The sequence below is a fragment of the Archangium violaceum Cb vi76 genome, from assembly GCF_000733295.1.
GTDB lineage: Bacteria > Myxococcota > Myxococcia > Myxococcales > Myxococcaceae > Archangium > Archangium violaceum.
In genome coordinates this window covers 1-17,157 of sequence record NZ_JPMI01000135.1, presented here as the reverse complement: position 1 = coordinate 17,157, position 17,157 = coordinate 1, and the positions used below count along the sequence as shown (strand labels likewise).

The window sequence follows — 17,157 nt, the reverse complement described above, 5'->3', positions numbered from 1 at the left end:
ACGAGGACGAGGTCCATGGGGGACTCCTAGAACCAGGCGGTGGCACCGGCCACCACGAGGGTCTGGGTGGAACGAGGGACGGGCGTGCCCTCGGCGTTCGTCTCGGCGCCGCCGAAGACGTCCGCGGTGGAGCGGTCGTGCCGCGCCTCCAGCTTGAGGACGAGGTGCTCGGCGGGCTTCACCTCCAGGGTGAGCGTGCCCTCCACGAGCCGCTGGGCCGTGCCGCTGATGAGGCCGTCCCGGTCGTTGTAGAATTCCGCGCGCGCGGCCACCGCCACGGGCCGGGCCACCTGCACGCGGGCGTTGAGGCCGGCGCCGTACCAGAGGGCCGCGTCCAGCCCGGGGCGCCGCTGGGTGCCCACGTCGGCGGTTGCGGCGAGGCTGAAGGTGTCCGTCACCTCGTACGTGGCCACCACGTCCGCGAAGAGGCGCAGGCCCGCGGCGTCTCCCGAGCCCTCCTCGCCGATGAAGGTGTTGAAGGCGGCCGAGAGCCGCTCGCCCGCGTAGGCCACCTGGGTGCCCAGCGCCTTGCCCCGGTTGTTCTCGCCAATCGTCTGCCAGCCGTTGAGCAGGTGCAGCTGCGCGCTCCACGCCTCGGAGAACGTCCAGGTGCCCTTGAGGCCCGTCTGGTAGTAGGGCGACAGCTCGCCCATCCACGAGCGCGTGTACGTCCAGTTGAGCTGCGTCTGGAAGGACTCCAGGCCGATGTGGCTCGGGTACACGCCGGCCTCCAGCAGCAGGGGGCCATGCGCATAGGACAGCGTGGCCTGCTGGAGCAGGCGCCACACGTCGGGCCCGATGGCCGTCCCCTCCGGCTCCGCGGCGTGCACCACCTCCATGGAGGTGCCGAGGCCCACCAGCACCCGGAAGCCCACCGGCGCCGGCTCCAGGCTCACCCCCAGGCTGGCGAGGTTGAGGGAGATTTCGTTGTCGCGTTTGGCGGTGGTGCCGGTGCCGGGGATGAAGCTGGCGCCATCGGCCGGACGGTTGAAGTTGTAGCCGTAGTAGACGTCGACCCCGCCCTCCACCTTCAGCCGGGAGACGAGCGCCTCCAGCGCGGAGGGCGCCGCTTCCTCCTCGGCCGGAGGCGCCGGGGGAGGAGCAGGCGGCCCGGCAGGGGTCGTCTGGCCGAGCAGCAGGGAAGTCAGCAGGGAAGTCAGCGGGGCAGGGTTCATGGACGTGCCCCCTACAAAGCACCCGCCGTACCACCCTCCCCACCTATGAACCCCAGGGCTTCCGAGGGGTTACGAACAACGTCCCCACCCCGTGGTTGCAACTTGCACGGCCTGCCCGCTTCGGGCCGTGCGCCCTGAAAGGAACATCCGTGCCCACCCCGGGGAGAATGGTCCCCACCCCCTCGGAGCGCGGCGGGCCCCCGTTCCCGTCCACCTCGCCTCCGGCAACCCGCGGGGCCGGTGGAGACGCCTGCGGCACGGGCTCCGCGGCTAGTGAGCGAGTGCGTGCGTGCTGGCGTCGGGGCGGGCCTGGCTGGCCAGGTAGGCGTCCTCGGCCCGCACCAGGAGCTCGCGGATGGCGGGGGCCGTGCGCGCCTCCACCAGGGCCTGCCGCAACCGGGCGTCCCGCATCAGCGCCGCGATGCGCGCCAGCACGCTCAGGTGCGTCCCCGGCGCGTGCGTCGGCGAGGCGAGCGTCACGAAGAGCCGCACCAACCTCCCGTCCCGGGCCCCGAAGTCCACTCCCTCGCGGTCCACGGCCACACACGCCGTCATCTTCCGCAGCTTCTCGGAGCGGCAGTGGGGAATGGCCACCCCCTCGCCAATGGCCGTGCTGGAGATGCGCTCCCGCGCCACCAGCTGCTCCTCCAGTTGCTGCTGGGGTGCTTGTGTCCTCGCCGCCAGCAGGCCGGCCAGCTCGTGCAACACGCCCCCCCTGTCCCGGGCCGTCAGGTCCGGACAGATGCAGTCCTCCGACAGATAATCGGTGAAGCGCATCCCACACCTCCCTGGAGCACGCCCCGGTGCGGCTCGCCCGACTCGGGCTCATGCCGCGGTACGGCCACCGGACGCTCTTCCGAACATGCTCGGAATGGAGAGACGCATCGGCAACCCCCACCGTTCCCCGTGGACGTCCCGACGCGCTTCCGCTGTCCGCTGCCATACCCGCATGGTCCCGCGGCGAGCAGCGGCCCGAGCGGCCCGTCCGCCCGTTGGAGCTCCTACGTTCCCGGTGCGGGATCCCACCCGTAGAAGCGCTTCAACTCCGCGTAAAGCTCCGGCGTCTTCTCGCGCATCTGCCGGGGCTTCTCGAAGAAGGACTCGGTGGCCACGGCGAAGAACTCGGCCTCGTTCAGGCCTCCGTACTCGTCGAGCACCTGACTCTCGGCGGGCCGGCCCTGGCGCAACTTGTGGAAGTGCTCGCCCATCACCGAGGCCCAGGCCCGGTAGTGCGAGTACTGGCGCAGTTGCGGCGTGCCATCGAAGGCACCGTCCTCCCGGTCCAGCACGTGGGCGAACTCGTGCGTGGCCGTGGAGTGCCCATCCCTCGGGTCCGCCAGCCCCGCCAGCACCGACTGCCACGAGAGGATGACGGTGCCCCAGTTCTTCGCCTCGCCGAGCACCACGCCCGTGCGGTCCGGAATCCGGAAGGCGTCCGGGTAGACGATGACCTCGCGCAACCGGTCGTAATAGGAGAAGTCCAGGTGCACCACCAGGCGCACCGCCGTGGCCGACACCACCACGCGCACCTCGTCGGTGAGGGTGAAGCCGCCGGCCCCGATGAACTCCTTCTCCCAGGCGAAGAGCTTGAGCAGCTCCAGGAAGCGCGGGCGCAGCTCGCCGGGCAGCTCGTGGAAGAAGGGGACGCGCCGCTCCAGGTGGCTGAACCACTCGGCGGGGAACGGGCGGCGCAGCAGGTGGCGGCGCCGCAGGGTACGCAAGAGGCCGGGCATGGGGCGGAGATGGTAGACCCTCACCCCCGCCCTCTCCCAGGGGGAGAGGGCGTTCTCAGCGCACCAGCGCGAGCCGGCGCACGGAGGGCGGAGGCCGGAGCTCGGGCTGCTCGAGCACCTCGCCGAGGGCCTCCACCAGCCGGGCGAAGAGCTGATGATCCTGGCAGCGCAGCACCTGGCGCTCGCCGTCCGCGGTGCGCACCGTCAGCCAGTAGGTGTCCGCCGCCACCACCAGCCGGACGATGGAGGCGAAGACGAGCACCGTGGCCACCACCAGCGCGGCCGTCACCCGGAACGAGCTCGGCTGCAACATCAGCGAGGGCACCACCAGCGCCGCCGCCGCGCCCACCAGCAGCGGGAGCTTGAGGCCCGGAGCCTCGTGCCGCGTGCGGAAGCCCCTCAGTTCCTCCAGCCGCCACGAGCCGCCCGTGACCTCCAGGCGCTCGCTGGTGAGCCGGATGCCCTCCGCCGCCACCAGCACCCGCTCCCCCGAGGGAGTGAGTGGCTCCGGTGGAAGGGAGGGAACCAACCTCAGCACCGACTTCGGGTTGCGCCGCGACCCCAGCCAGGACTCACGCTCCATCATCCTGCCTCCCGCGTTCACCACTCATCCCCGAAGCGGCCGCCAGGCGCTCCGGACCGCGCGGACGTGGCAGCCCCCCCACCACGTCCCGCAACAGTTCCTTGAGGAACTCCAGGGGCGTCCCCAGCGCGTAGCAACCCCGCGCGCCCAGGCTCACCGCCAGTTGCCGCAACCGCTCGTCCTCGAAGGGCAGCAGCGCGAAGACAGGCGCCGCGCCCGCCTCATTCCCGGCCGCCCCGAGCACCCGCGACATGCTGTCCTCTCGCTGCACCAGCGCGAGCACCACGTCCGGCCGCGCCCCTCCGCCTCCGGGACGCAGGGAAATGCCCATGTCGCCCAGCACGTCGCTCAACAGCGAGCGCAGCGACTCGTCCGCGTCCGGTGCGAGGATGACGCAGCATGGCAAGGGGTGACGCATGGCGGCTCCTCTCCCTCTCCCACCAGCAAGTCACATGCCTGTATCCCCTCCCTCGGGAGGGGCCCGACGCACCGCGGCGCAACATGGCACCGTGCAAGAGGCCCCTGGCGGATTGCCACGCCCGCGCTTTCAGCCACCCGGCGCGAAGGGCCTCTGGAGGGTGGCCACGGGGAGGATCATTCGCCAGGGCCACTCAGGGCGTGGGTGAACGCGGGTTGCAATTGTAAGTGGATGGCCTGCACCTGGGAGGCCGTGGTCAGGTCCGCGCCGGAGACCTCCACCGTCACCGCGCCGGACTGCGAGGACTTGAAATAGAAGGCCGCCTCCGCGTGCCCCTTCGAGAGGTCCACCTCGGTGATGGGGCCGCCGGAGCAGTCCGGCTCCGCGTGGAAGGTGACGCCGGACGCCGCGGGCCCCAAGGCCGTCAGGGAGAATGTCCCCTCCGAGGGGACGAGGTTGCCGTCCTTGTCCTGGCTCTGCACGGTGACCCTGCCCGAGCAGGCGCCGGCCGCGACGTCATACGCGGACGTGAGGAACGCGAGCTTGGACGCCGGATGGAAGGTGTACACGGCGACGTCGAAGGTGCCATCGGGCACCGTGGCCGGATCGTACCCCGCCCCGGAGATGTCATTCGAGGTGATGAGGCTCCCCGTCGCGTAGTAGTCCACGATGGCGGCTTGATACGGATTGGACACCGCCCCGTGCTGGAGCACGTTGTTGGCTATCCGCGCGCGCGCCGACGCATCCGGTGGGTCGCCCGCGTCCTGGAAGAGGTAGATGCCGATGTCGTTGTCGGTGAGGGTGTTGCCCTCGACGACGAGCCCCGTCACCAGGGGCGCGCCCGTGTCCCGCCGGACCAGGATGCCCGTGCTGTTGGCATCGGCACGGGTATAGGCATTGCCGGAGACCCTGTTGCCCGTCACCCGCGCCCTGGCCCCGTTGGCCACCTGGATGCCATTGCGCGCGAGGTGGTCCACGGGCCCCCCACCCTCCACGGTGTTGTCCGCGAGGGTCACCTCCACGGCGCCCGTGGCCAGGATGCCCACCTTCTGGAAGGCCGAGACGCGGTTGCGCAGCACGTCCACCCGGAAGGGTCCGCGGCTCGCGTCGTCGTTGCGCACCTCGATGCCGAAGCCCTCCTGACAGCCGCTCGTGGCCCCCTTGTTGAGGCCGCTCACCACGCTGTCCACCACTTCGCCCGAGGCCCCCTCCAGCAGGATGCCCCGGAGCCCCGCGGCCCCCGTCTGGCAATCGTCCTTCAACCCGCTCGCGGTGACGGTCACGTCGTGCACGCGCGCCGTGCCTCCCCGGTTGCGGATGACGGCCCCCGTGAAGGCGCCTCCCGGAGGATCCACGGCCGTGACGGTGTGGTCCGCGCCATCGAAGCCGTAGCCGTCCGGAACGAACAGCGTGGAGTCCGTGGTGCAGTCGGCCGCCAGCGCGAGCCGCCCCTCCTCGAGCGAGAAGGAACACGGAGCCCGCGTGCAGGCGGGACCCGTCCAGGAGATGGGGAAGGTGTGGGAGGCACTCAGCCCGGCCTCGCTGGTGACCGTCACCGTCACCGACGGCGTCACCTCCGCGGGCAGACAGGACGGGGACGTCCAGAGGGCCTCGCCGCCACCGGAGCCACCCACCCGGGTGCCCACGGTGCCCGCGGTCGTGGTCCACGCGTAGGACAGTGTCCCGCGAGACACCGTGGCGGTGACGCCCAGGCTCAACACCTCTCCGGGACCCACGGAGGCGGGAGCCGCGGAGGTCCCCTCGATGGAGGGAGGCACCGCGGGCGGGGCGGGCGGGTCATAGGTGACGAGCGGAGCGCCATGCTCGTCGCAGCCCGTGCCGCCCAGCGCCAGTCCCACGACGAGCAGTGACAGGTGTCTCACATCCACTCGGCTCATGCGCACAGGACTCCCATTCCAGAGACGGAATGAGCCTCACCATAGCGCCAAGCCCTCGCCGCTCGAATTCGCCCGCCGTTTCAGCGGGGACGAGTGACCAGCTCTGAACGCCCGATGGGGTCGATTCCCCTGTCCAGGAGCCGTCTCGCGGCCAGCACGGACACGCAGTCCTCCGTGCTGTGGATGTCGCCATAGAAGGTGAGCAACGTGGCGAGCGCCACGAAGCTGACGGAGTGGGCTAGATGGGGACCATGGACACTCCCTCCCGGGGCCGGTGGTTCGCCTTCCCGCGCATCCTCTGGATCTCGCTGCTCGCCGCGCTGGTGCTCACCCTGCCCACCGCCTGGCTCGGCTTCATCAGCGACGACTTCATCCACCTGCTCATCCTCGAGGGCTTCCCCTCTCCGGCGAGCCCCTGGGACCTGTTCCGCTTCGCGAATGGAGACCCCGCCAGCACCCGGCCGCTGATGGACGTGGGCCCCTACCCCTGGTGGACGCTGCCCGAGCTGAAGCTGACCTTCTGGCGGCCCCTGTCGAGCGCGCTCGCGGTGATGGACCACACGCTCTTCGGCCGCAATGCCGTGGGCTACCACCTCCACTCGCTGGCCTGGTACCTGGGCATCGTGGCGCTCTACGGCGCGCTGCTGCGGCGCCTGCTGCCGGGTGCCATCGGAGCGCTCGCGCTGTTCCTCTTCGCCATCAACGGCGCGCACTTCATGCTCGCGGGGTGGATCGCCAACCGCAACGCGCTGGTGGCCGCCGTGCCCGCGCTCTTCGGCCTGTGGATGCACCTGGAGTGGCGCGAGTCCCGCCGGCCCTGGGGCCTGCCCCTGTCGCTGGCCGGGCTCGCCGTGGGCCTCATGGGCGGAGAGAGCGCCCTCGGCCTCTTCGCGTACGTGCTGGCCTACGAGCTGCTCGGGGACAAGGGAAGCCCGGAGGAGCGGCTGCGGGCCATCGCCCCGGCGGCGCTGCTCGGGCTCGTCTACCTGGTGGTGTACAAGCTGCACGGCTACGGCGCCTACGGCTCCGGCTCCTATATGGACCCGGTGGGCGAGCCCGGACGGTTCCTCGTCGGGGCGCTGGCGCGGATACCGGTGCTGCTCGGCGGGCTGCTGCTCCAGGTGCCCGCGGATCTCTGGGTGATCGGCCAGCAGCTCCGTCCCACGCTGGTGGTCCTGGGACTGCTCGGACTCGGGGGCATGGCCCTGCTGGTGCGCGCCGCGTGGCCCTCGCTCTCCGAGGACGAGCGCCGGCACTGCCGCTGGCTCTTCCTCGGCGCGGCGCTGTCCCTGCTGCCCGTGGCCGCCACCTTCCCCTCCAACCGGCTGCTGCTCCTGCCGGGCCTGGGCGGCTCGGTGGCCGTGGCGGTGGTGCTCGTGACGGCGTGGCGCTCGCGGGCGCGTGGCTGGCGTCCCCGGGGCGTGGCGGCCGTGGCCGCCGTGCTCGCGCTCATGCACCTGGTGCTGGCGCCCCTGCTCTGGCCGCTGATGACCGCCGCCTTCCAGCAGGGCGCCTCCCAGATGGAGCCGAGCCTCCTCCTCCTGGAGCGCGAGCTGGACTACTCGCGGCTCCCCCAGCAGCGCCTGGTCGTCTTCCCGGCACCGGTGCCGATGCTCTCCATGTACCTCCCGATGATGATGGCCACCCGCGGCATGCCGAAGCCGGGCGCCTGGTGGACGCTGTCCATCTCACCGGAGCCACACGAGCTCACCCGCTCGGGGAAGGACTCCCTGGAGCTCGCGCTCACCCGGAACGAGTTCCTCACCAGCGAGTTCGAGTCCGTGTTCCGCGGCCCGAGCCACCCGCTGCGCAAGGGAGACCAGGTGAAGCTCCAGGGCATGACGGTGACGGTGCTGGAGGACAACGGCAAGGGACCCACGCGGCTCGGCTTCACCTTCGACACGCCGCTCGAGGCGCCCTCCCTCGTGTTCATCCGCTGGAAGGACGGCGCATTGCGGCCCTTCACCCCGCCGCCCGTGGGCGAGCGCCTCGCGCTCTGACTCCGAAGGGGCCAGCACCGGACATGCCGGCCCCTTCCCGGGTGTCTACCGGCAGATGCCCCACAACATCTGGATGCCGTTGCGGGTGAGGACGGCCAGGTCCACGAAGTTGTCGCCGTCGAAGTCCGACGCGCTCAGTCCCTGGAGTCCCACGTCCTGGGGCCACGCGAGGAGCGCCACATGCGACGAGAAGGAGCCTCCCGACTGGCCCAGCAACAGACCCACCTGGTTGCCCGTGGCGCTCGTCACCAGGATGTCCTGCAAGAAGTCCCGGTTCACGTCCGCCAGCACCACCCGCGACGGCGCCTTCACCGTGGAATAGGCCACCGGCTCGTAGAAGCGGCCATTGCCCTGGCCCCGCAGCACGAGCACCTGGTTGCGGCTCGCGTCGGCGACGATCAGGTCCATCGACGTATCCGTGTCGAGCTGCGCCGCCACGAGGCCCCGCGGCGAGCCGCCCGTGGACGTGTAGACCGGGGGCTGGAAGGTGCCATCACTCTTGCCCAGCAGCACGCCCACGGACTGGCACGGGGTGGCCGACGACGTGCCGCACGCGGACTCATGGGTGACGGCCAGGTCCTTCCTGCCATCCCCGTTGAAGTCCGCGGCCACCATCGCATAGGCCCCGGAGGACGACTCATAGTCGTCCGCCGGCGTCTGCAGGGTGCCGTCGCTCTTCAGCGGGAACACGGACAGCTTCTGATCTCCCCCGCGCAACAGGGCGAGGCTCCACGCGTTTCCGACGAACTTGTCCACCACCAGGTCGTTGAGATCCAGGCCGATGGCGCCGCTGACGATGGGCGCCTGGAAGTCACCGTTGCCCTTGCCCCGGAACACTTCGATCGAGGTGTCCCCGGTGTTGTTGGCCACGATCATGTCCAACGAGCCATCCTCGTTGAAGTCCGCGAGCGCCAGGGCCGAGGGCTCCCGGCGGGCCGTCCACAGGCTGGGCGTCTGGATGTTGCCATTGCGGAGGTTGAGCATCACAGCCACCGACTTGCCGTCGTTGTTCGCCGTGACGAGGTCGTTGTCACCGTCCTTGTCCACATCTCCGAGCACGATGGCCTTGGGGTCTCCCGCGTAGGCGTATTGCACCGGGGTCAGGAAGCCGCAGTTGCCCGCGCAGATGACTCCGCCATCCGGGCAGGCGCCCGTGCACGCGGAGCCGCTGGGGCACGGGGGTTTCGCCGCGAAGCTGCCGCCATCGCCGCGCACGACCAGAACCCCTCCATCCGAGTTTCCACCACCGTCCTGGCCGCCGGTTCCACCACCGGGCGGAAGGGGCTCTCCCACCGGAGGCAACTGCCGGTCCGGCTCACAGCCGGGAGAGAACACGAGCACCGCACTCAACGCGCAGACGAAGAAGGCGAGGATGGAAGAACGTGGCGTGGACACGAGGCGTGAACCTCCGGAAGAAGTGAGGTCCGCAGTGTAGACACCTCGCACGCGCGCCGCGCCGTTTCCGCTCCATTCTCGCTCTCCGAGACGGAGGGTGAGGACATCGAGGCCTGAGATTTCCGCTGCCCTCGTCTTGTTGCCATCGCATTGCGCCAGTCCCGGGCGCGTGACAGCGGAGGGGTCTCCGCCGTCACACACCGGGTGCGTCAATGAAGCGCAGGGCATCTGGACGAGCCGGGCCCTCCACGTGCGCGGTGTCTTCGTTTATCGCCAGCGGAGCAACATGCGCACTCCAAGCCGTTGCTTCCAGGGCAACAACCCTTCCCGGCTCCGGGCGCATCACGGCCCTGGCACCGAAGTTGTAGCCAACCCGGAACGGGCCAGGCCCCCCCCCACCTTCCTGGTCACGACAAGGAGATGTCCATGCATCGCTTCAAGAGCTCGTGCTGGGTTGCCCTGGTGGCCCTGGCGCTCCCCTTCGCACAGAGCCAGGCGCAGCAGTGCGTGGAGGCGGACGGGCTGAACGTCTGCGCCATCGGCGAGGCCCAGCTGAATCAAATCGATGATTCCAGGATCGAGCTCCACAACCTCGGAGACGAGGGCAAGGACGGTGCCGCCATCTCCCTCGGACAGGCGACGAAGTGGACCGCCTCGTTCGTGGCCCCTTCCACGGCCGACTCCCAGCGGACCACGTTCACGGCCGTGTCGGATGGCGACAAGATCAGCACCGCCACCGCCAGGAAGGTGGGAGACACCCGTGAGATCTCCGCCACCTTCACGGGCTCGGGAGCGGACACCACCTATACGGTCCGGGCCTATCTCCAGGGCGAGCTTCAGGGAGAGGTCATGGGAGTCCCGAGCGGCCATACCGGCGTCGTGACCCAGGCCCGGCAGAACGGCGCACAGCCCACGTGCCGCGGATTCCGGCAGTCGGTCCTGGCCTGCATCGACGAGTGCAAGCGCTTCGGATTCAGCTCCTGCGCCTACTGTGATGTCGAGTGCGAGCACGCCGTCGAGTTCAAGAGTGACCGGGTCATGAACATCGGCGCGTGCGAGTGGACCCTCGACAATCAGCCGAGCACCCCCGTGGTCCTCACGGACGGCACCACCGTGGAGGCCGACCGGATCGTGCTGCTCGAGGAGGTTCGTGGCGCGGGCAGCTACCCCTACGTGGGCTTCGAGCAGATCCTGCTGCAGACCTCGGGCGGCACGGCGTACCTCGGAAACCAGACCGTCGTCCGCGGCGAGTAACCCCGTCGTCCCGGAGCGGAAGCAGGGGCCCTGACTCCCCTCTTCCGCTCCGTGTATCCTCGCAACACGCCTCCCTCCCCAGCCGAGTCACCTCCCCATGATGAAAGCCTGGTGGTGCCTGACCGTCGTCCTGGCCGCGGGTCCCCAAGAAGCGCCGAGCGCGCCGCCTCCCACTCCCCCCTCGGGAGAGGAGCTGTCGGGGGGCTCCACGACGGTCTTCGACACCACCCTCAATGCCTTTGGCCGGGCGCTCGGCAACATGGAGCCCGCGCGCTGGAAGACGTTGCACGAGGGCAAGCGGTTGTTCGTCAGGGATTGGAGCGCTCCACCGCACGCCCTGGCCGCCCCCCTCACCAATGCCCAGGCGTGCAACTCGTGCCACTTCAAGGATGGCAGGGATCGTCCGTATGACGCGCTCGGGCCCGAGGCCCCGCTCCTCATGCGGCTGAGCGTCCACACGAAGGATGCTCCTGGAGGCGCGCCCGAGCCCGTCTATGGCGGGCAGTTCAACGACCGGGGGACGCCCGGGGTTCCCGCGGAAGGGACCGTCCAGGTGAAGTACGTCCCCGTGAAGGGCCGCTATGCCGACGCGACGGCGTACACCTTGCGGCGGCCCCAGTACCAGTTCGCCCCCCTGGGCTATGGACCGTTCGCGCCGAAGACCCAATGGTCCCCCCGAATTCCCGCCACCGTCTTCGGCCTGGGGCTGCTCGAGGCCATCCCGGAGGCGGAGCTGCTCGCCCGGGCTGATCCCGACGACACCGATGGGAATGGCATCTCGGGACGGCCCAACCGCGTCACCCACGTGCGCACGGGCCAGACCGTCCTCGGACGGTTCGGGTGGAAGGCGAGCCAGCCCACCCTGGAGCAGCAGATAGCGAAGGCCTACGCGGAGGACCTCGGCCTCACCTCCGCGCTCTACCCCGAGCCCACCTGCACGCCGAAGCAGGAGGCCTGCCGCGCGATGACCCGCGCCCAGGAGCCCGCGCTCACGGCCGAGCATCTCGAGAAGACCACGATGTACATCCGGCTGCTCGCGGTGCCCGCGCGCCGGGATTGGAGCGCGCCCACCGTGCGCCGGGGCCAGGAGCTCTTCCAGCAAACCGGCTGCGCCTCGTGCCACCACCCCGAATTCAAGACCGGGGAGGTGGCCGACATCCCGGAGCTGTCCGGACAGACGATCCGTCCCTATACGGATCTGCTGCTCCACGACATGGGGAAGGAGCTGGCGGATGGGCGTCCGGACGCGGAAGCCACGGGCTCCGAGTGGCGGACGCCTCCGTTGTGGGGGCTGGGATTGCTGGAGACCGTCAACCATCAGCTCCGGCTGCTCCATGACGGACGGGCCCGCGGCTTCGAGGAGGCCATCCTCTGGCACGGGGGAGAGGCGGAGGCCTCGCGCGAGCGCTTCAAGCGGCTGGAGCGCGCCGATCGGGAAGCGCTCGTGGCCTTCCTCCGCTCGCTCTGAGGCTCCCTCTCCCAGAGGGAGAGGGGACATCCACTACGTGCCGCTTCCGCCCCGCTCGCGCTCGCGGCGGTGGATGGTGGAGACGTCGATGCCGAGGATCTCCGCGGCCTTCGTCTTGTTGCCGCCGCACTGCGCGACGACATAGGCGATGTACTCGCCCTCGAGCTGTCGCAGGGGGATGAGCCGGCCCTGGGCACGTGACAGCGGATGGGAGTCCGCCGCCACCCCGGGCGCGTGGAGCTGGAGCGTGGGCAGGTCCACCGTCTCCTGCACCGTCACCACGGCGAGCCGCTCCACGAGGTTCTCCAACTCGCGCACGTTGCCGGGCCATGGCGCGGCGGCGAGCGCGGCGAGGGCCTCGGGAGTGAAGCCGGCCAGGCGCGCGCGGGGGTTGCGCCCGCGGGACACGGCGACGAAGTGCTCCACCAGCAGGGGAATGTCCTCGCGCCGCTCGCGCAGGGGCGGCACCTGCAGCGGCACCACGTTGAGGCGGTAGAAGAGGTCCTGCCGGAAGCGGCCCTCGCGCACGCGCGTCTCCAGCTCCTGGTGCGTGGCGGCCACCACGCGCACGTCCACCTTGCGCGAGGCATCCGCGCCCACCGCGCGCACCTCGCCGTCCTCCAGCACGCGCAGCAGCTTGGCCTGGAGCTCGGGCGCCATGTCGCCAATCTCGTCGAGGAAGAGCGTGCCGCCATCCGCCTCCAGGAAGAGGCCCCGGCGCGGCGTGGTGGCCCCGGTGAAGCTGCCCTTCACGTGGCCGAACAGCTCGCTCTCCAGCAGCGCGTTGGGAATGGCCGTGCAGTTGACCGCCACGAAGGGGCCCTCCTTGCGCGGGCCCTCGAAGTGCAGCGCGCGGGCCACCAACTCCTTGCCGGTGCCGCTCTCGCCGCGCACCAGCACCGGCGCGTGCGAGTGCGCCACGCGCTCGATGAGCTCGTACAGCGTGCGCATGGGCGCGCTGCGGCCCACCAGCGCCCCATAGGCCGAGCGGTCCGACACCGCCTGGCGCAACGCCCGGTTCTCCTCGCGCAGCCTCCGCTCGGCGATGGCGCGCTGCACGTACAGCAGCACCTCGTCCAGGCGGAAGGGCTTGGTGAAGTAGTGCGTGGCACCGCGCCGCATGGCCTCCACCGCGTTCTCCACCCCGCCGAAGGCCGTCATGATGAGCACCGGCAGCGTGGGGTCCACCTTGCGCACCCCGGCCAGCACGTCGAAGCCGTCCACGGTCTCCATGCGCAGGTCGCACACCACCGCGTCCAACACGCGCCCGTTCACCACCGCAAGCGCCTCCTGCCCGCTGGTGGCCACATCCACCGTGTAGCCCGCGTCCGTGAGGTGGTCGGCCAGCAGCCGCGCCATCTCCACGTGGTCATCCACCACCAGCACTCGTCCCTCAGACGGCATGTCGCTCCTCGCTCGGCAGGGGCGTGGCCGGCCACCACAGCGTCACGCACGTGCCCTGCCCGGGCTCGCTCTCCAGTTCGATGCGGCCCCCGTGGTTGCGGACGATTTGCGCCACCATCGTCAGGCCCAGGCCCGTGCCCTGGCCGCGCTTCTTCGTGGTGAAGAAGGGATCGAAGACGCGGTTGAGGCTCTCCGGCGGAATGCCGCGCCCGTCGTCGCGCACCGTCATCCGCACCCCACTCCACGCCCCTGGCTCGACCGGCGCCTCCACGTGCGCGGCGATGCGCACCGAGCCTCCCGGCTCGCACGCGTCACACGCGTTGAGCGCCAGGTTGAGCACCACCTGCTGCAACTGGTCCGGGTCCGCCGACAGGGAAGGCAACCCCTCGGGCACCTCCACCTCCAGCTTCACCTTGCGCCGCTCGGCCTCGCCGTGGAGCAGCTCCTGCGCGCCCCGCAGCAGCGGCTCCAGCGCCACGCCCTTCACCAGCGCCGGCTGCACCCGCGAGAAGTCCAGCAGCTGGCGGATGGTGCGGCTCACCCGGTCGATCTGGTCGATGATGACCTGCATGCCCGCGGCCTGCGGATGCTGCGGGCCCAGCTTGCCCTGCACGTACTCGGCCCGGCCGCGCACCACGCCGAGCGGGGTACCAATCTCGTGCGCGATGCCCGCGGCGAGGATGCCCACCGTGGCCAGCTTCTCCGCGCGCAGCAGCTGGGACTCGAGCGCGTGCACGTTGCTCAGGTCCTCCACCACGAGCAGCACCCGCACCTCGGGGTCCAGGCGCTCCAGGGGCACGGCCTGGATGCGGTACTGGCCCTCCTCGCCGAAGAGGGGCAGCGGCTCGCCGTGGAGGCTGAGGACGCGCTCGGCGGAGCAGGCCGCCTCCACCAGCGAGGAGAGCCGGTCCACCACGGCGGCGGGCGCATGGGGGAAGGCCTCGGAGAGCAAGGCGCCCACGGCGGTGGGAGGCAACCGCTCGCGCAGGGCCTGGTTGACGGCGGTGATGCGGCCGGTCGCGGAGAGCGCGAGGACGCCGGTGGGGATGTTGTCGAGGATCTTCTGCGTCTTCTCGTGCAGGTGGGCCAGCCGGTCCGCGTGGCGGCGGCTCTCCTGGAGCGCGACGGCGCGGCGCGAGGCGACGAAGACGTAGGCGCCGAAGACGGAGAGGAAGAAGGTCACCAGCAGGGCGCCGAGCGCCACGCGGAGGATGACGCCCCGCTCGTGGGCGCGCAGCTCCCGGGTGGAGGAGAAGGTGGCCACGGACCAGTGGGCGCCGCCGCGCATGCGGATGTCCGTATAGGCGGCGATGACATCGTCCGAGCCCAGGCCCAGCAGCGCGGCCTCGTTCTCGGGGATGCGCACGGTGCCGCGCTCGCCCGCGCGCATGTGCGCCAGCAGCTCCGAGTAGGCGGGAATGGAGCTGGCCTCGGCGGCCAGCCGCTTGTGCCAGTCCATGAGCACGGGGTCACTCGACGGGGTGGGCACGCCGTGCGCGCCGATGAGCAGCAGCTTCGCCCCCGGCTGGGGAGCGATGAGCTTCAGGGCGGCGAAGGAGGGCTCGGTGTCCACCAGCACGGCGACCGAGCCCCCGGGCCCATCCTCGGCGGGGGCGTAGGCGGTGGCGAAGACGCGGAACCAACCGCCGGGCGCCGCGGCCACGGGCGGCGAGGTGAGGATGTCTCCGGGAGTCCGGGCGAGTGCCTCGCGGGCCGTCTCGGTGAGGACGGTGCCCACGGCGCCACGGGTGACGGCGGGACCGGCACGCCGGTCCATGATGGCGAAGCGCTGCTCCCCCTGCGAGTCCAGGACGACGATGGCCTTGTACTGGCCCACCACCTCGAGCAGGGCGAGCAGCTCGCGCCGGTGCTCGGCGATGGTGCCGGGCCGGGAGAGCAGCTCGCCGGCGAAACGGAGGTCATCGGCGGCGTCATCGAGCGCATCGGCCACCTCGCGGGCGGCGGCCTCCACCTGGGCCTTGCGGTCCGAGGCGAACTGGTCCACCAGCGCGGCGCGGTCGCGGCGGATGAGGTGCACCACGCCCAGCACCACGCTGACGAGCGCGATGCACAGCAGGAGCACGGAGGCGAGGGCCTTGCGGTTCATGGGAGCGGGGGAGGCCAGTGTAGCCCAGAGCCGGCGGGGCGGGTCTTGCCTGTCCATCGCCCGAAGTGGGCACGTCTACCAGGCGCGGTCGTCCAGCACGTCGGAGAGCGTGGTGGCGTTCAGGGCGCGATCGAACCAGCGCTCCAGGGTGGCCATGTCCGTACAGGTGAGGATGCGCTGTCGAGCCGCCTCATCGACGTGCACGCCGCGCGAGGTGAGAATCCGCACGAGGGCCCCGCTCAGCCCCTCCGCCCGGCCCTCTTGTCGGCCCTCTTGCCGACCCATGACCAGGCCCTTCTGGACTCCCCGCTCCATCATGTCCTCGGCCCAGGTTCCCATCAGCTCCTCCGCTCGTTGCTCATCCAGCACCGAATGTAACACTCGCCTCGCCGCTGCGTGGACGGCCACGTCCTTCTCCACCCACAGTATGTAACGGATGACCGCTACCAGTTGCTCGGCTCCCTCGGGAGCCGCCTGCACCTGCGCGAAGAGTACCGTCCAATCCGGTAGACGGTGCGCCAGCTCCCCGGTACGTGCGTAGCGCAACACCAGCCATGCCACCCGGGCCAGCGGCGGACCCGAGCGCGCTCGCAGCGCCTCTTCCCGCTCGGCCGTCAGGTCATCGAGCAGGTACTCGAAGCGCGGTACCAGCGCCCTCCACTGCTCCCCGGGTAGCTCGAAGAGGTCCTCCACCCGGCGCGGCGCCATCCAGACCCCATCCGCCCCGTGGTACATGACGAGCGGGATGATGACGGGCAGCAGTGCGCTCTCCGGGTGCTCCTGTCTCCAACGCTCCACCTGCCGCACCACGTAACGCAGCATGCGCAGCGCCATCCACGAATCCACCGACGACTGGTGCTCGAGCAGCACGTACAACAGCAACGAGTGCCCCGTGTGCAGGCGCGCGGTGAAGAGCAGATCGCTCTCGGTCTCGCGCAGCTCCGGGTCCACCACGCTGACAGGCTCTCGCCGCAGGGACGACCAGTCCACTTCGGAGACGACATGCGCGGGCAACACGGCGCGCAGTTCAGCGGCGGCCCGCTCGGGATGGCCGAAGGTGTAGCGAGCGAAGAGGTCATGCGGTCCAGACATGGCCAGCCTCGCTCAAGCATGCGGCGGGCCAGGGACGCACGACCTCCGGCGGGGTCATCCTCCGGAGGCCTTACAAATCCTCTGACACCTTCTGCGGCCCTCTTTGGTGAGCGGGCGCTTACAGGCCGAGCAGCTCGGCCTGGGCGGTGGAGTGGGACTCCCCCCCTGTGAGCAGGACCTGTCCGGAGGGCAGCAGGGTCGCCGTGTGGCCCGCGCGCGAGGAGATCATGGTCCCCACCCAGGCCCAGGTGCCGGTGGCCGGGTCGTATTCCTCCATGGTCGTGTCGGGGGCATAGCTGCCCTCGAACCCCCCTGTCATCAGGACCTTGCCGGAAGGCAGCACGGTCGCCGTGTGGAAGCTACGGGGCACGGCCATGCTGCCAGTGGGCGACCAGGTGTTGGTGGCCGGGTCGTACAGCTCGGCGCTGTTGTCGATACCGTAGCTGCCAGCCACCAGGACCTTGCCGGAAGGCAGCAGCGTCGCCGTGTGAAACATACGGGACGCGGCCATGTTGCCAGCGGGGGACCAGGTGCCGGTGGCCGGGTCGTACAACTCGGCAGTGCTGGCGCCGCCCACCACCAGGACCTTGCCGGAAGGCAGCAGCGTCGCCGTATGGGGGCTGCGCGAGA

General features: G+C 70.5%; 15 protein-coding genes. 3 read left to right on the top strand and 12 right to left on the bottom strand.

Annotated elements, in window-relative coordinates; genetic code table 11:
- Positions 1-26 precede the first annotated feature (26 nt).
- The 7 genes from Q664_RS20025 to Q664_RS59200 form a co-directional block, all read right to left on the bottom strand.
- Positions 27-1,175 (bottom strand): outer membrane beta-barrel protein, encoded by a 1,149-nt coding sequence (locus Q664_RS20025; RefSeq protein ID WP_043397855.1) that lies wholly within the window; start codon positions 1,173-1,175, stop codon positions 27-29.
- 270 nt (positions 1,176-1,445) lie between these two features.
- The gene (locus tag Q664_RS20020; protein ID WP_043397852.1) at positions 1,446-1,952 is read right to left on the bottom strand and encodes a PTS sugar transporter subunit IIA; all 507 of its coding nucleotides are present in this window, start codon (positions 1,950-1,952) and stop codon (positions 1,446-1,448) included.
- A 224-nt stretch (positions 1,953-2,176) separates the two neighbouring features.
- Complete coding sequence (locus tag Q664_RS20015) at positions 2,177-2,908, bottom strand: M90 family metallopeptidase (RefSeq protein WP_043397849.1); 732 nt, start codon at positions 2,906-2,908, stop codon at positions 2,177-2,179.
- A gap of 55 nt (positions 2,909-2,963) precedes the next feature.
- The gene (locus tag Q664_RS20010) at positions 2,964-3,494 is read right to left on the bottom strand and encodes a DUF6232 family protein (RefSeq protein WP_152622221.1); all 531 of its coding nucleotides are present in this window, start codon (positions 3,492-3,494) and stop codon (positions 2,964-2,966) included.
- Entirely contained in the window at positions 3,481-3,909 is a 429-nt protein-coding gene (locus Q664_RS20005) for a hypothetical protein (protein ID WP_063934723.1), read from the bottom strand. Before Q664_RS20005 ends, Q664_RS20010 begins: the two co-directional genes overlap by 14 nt.
- Positions 3,910-4,085: 176 nt before the next feature.
- A complete protein-coding gene (locus Q664_RS20000) occupies positions 4,086-5,807 on the bottom strand; it encodes a right-handed parallel beta-helix repeat-containing protein (RefSeq protein ID WP_152622220.1) in 1,722 nt (573 codons plus the stop codon).
- An 80-nt stretch (positions 5,808-5,887) separates the two neighbouring features.
- Complete coding sequence (locus tag Q664_RS59200) at positions 5,888-6,028, bottom strand: hypothetical protein (protein ID WP_160174454.1); 141 nt, start codon at positions 6,026-6,028, stop codon at positions 5,888-5,890.
- A gap of 30 nt (positions 6,029-6,058) precedes the next feature.
- On the opposite strand from Q664_RS59200, the gene Q664_RS19995 reads away from it, so the two are divergent.
- Positions 6,059-7,807: a hypothetical protein gene (locus Q664_RS19995; RefSeq protein ID WP_152622219.1), complete on the top strand. Its 1,749-nt coding sequence runs from the start codon at positions 6,059-6,061 to the stop codon at positions 7,805-7,807.
- Positions 7,808-7,852: 45 nt separating this feature from the next.
- On the opposite strand, the gene Q664_RS19990 is transcribed toward Q664_RS19995, so the two are convergent.
- Positions 7,853-9,202 (bottom strand): FG-GAP repeat domain-containing protein, encoded by a 1,350-nt coding sequence (locus Q664_RS19990; protein WP_043397842.1) that lies wholly within the window; start codon positions 9,200-9,202, stop codon positions 7,853-7,855.
- Positions 9,203-9,628: 426 nt separating this feature from the next.
- Here Q664_RS19990 and Q664_RS19985 point away from each other — a divergent pair, with 426 nt between their 5' ends.
- Positions 9,629-10,456, top strand: coding sequence for a hypothetical protein (locus Q664_RS19985; RefSeq protein ID WP_043397838.1), 828 nt, complete (start codon positions 9,629-9,631; stop codon positions 10,454-10,456).
- Between the two features lie 97 nt (positions 10,457-10,553).
- Positions 10,554-11,924, top strand: coding sequence for a di-heme oxidoreductase family protein (locus Q664_RS19980; RefSeq protein ID WP_043397835.1), 1,371 nt, complete (start codon positions 10,554-10,556; stop codon positions 11,922-11,924).
- 33 nt (positions 11,925-11,957) lie between these two features.
- On the opposite strand, the gene Q664_RS19975 is transcribed toward Q664_RS19980, so the two are convergent.
- The 4 genes from Q664_RS19975 to Q664_RS19960 form a co-directional block, all read right to left on the bottom strand.
- Positions 11,958-13,328: a sigma-54-dependent transcriptional regulator gene (locus Q664_RS19975; protein WP_043397833.1), complete on the bottom strand. Its 1,371-nt coding sequence runs from the start codon at positions 13,326-13,328 to the stop codon at positions 11,958-11,960.
- On the bottom strand, positions 13,318-15,435 hold the full coding sequence (locus tag Q664_RS19970) for a two-component system sensor histidine kinase NtrB (RefSeq protein WP_043397887.1): 2,118 nt from the start codon (positions 15,433-15,435) through the stop codon (positions 13,318-13,320). The genes Q664_RS19975 and Q664_RS19970 overlap by 11 nt, the downstream gene beginning before the upstream one ends.
- A gap of 75 nt (positions 15,436-15,510) precedes the next feature.
- Positions 15,511-16,527 (bottom strand): Rpn family recombination-promoting nuclease/putative transposase, encoded by a 1,017-nt coding sequence (locus tag Q664_RS19965; RefSeq protein WP_043397830.1) that lies wholly within the window; start codon positions 16,525-16,527, stop codon positions 15,511-15,513.
- Between the two features lie 118 nt (positions 16,528-16,645).
- A partial coding sequence (locus Q664_RS19960) for a Kelch repeat-containing protein (RefSeq protein WP_043397827.1) occupies positions 16,646-17,157 on the bottom strand: 512 nt, incomplete at its 5' end.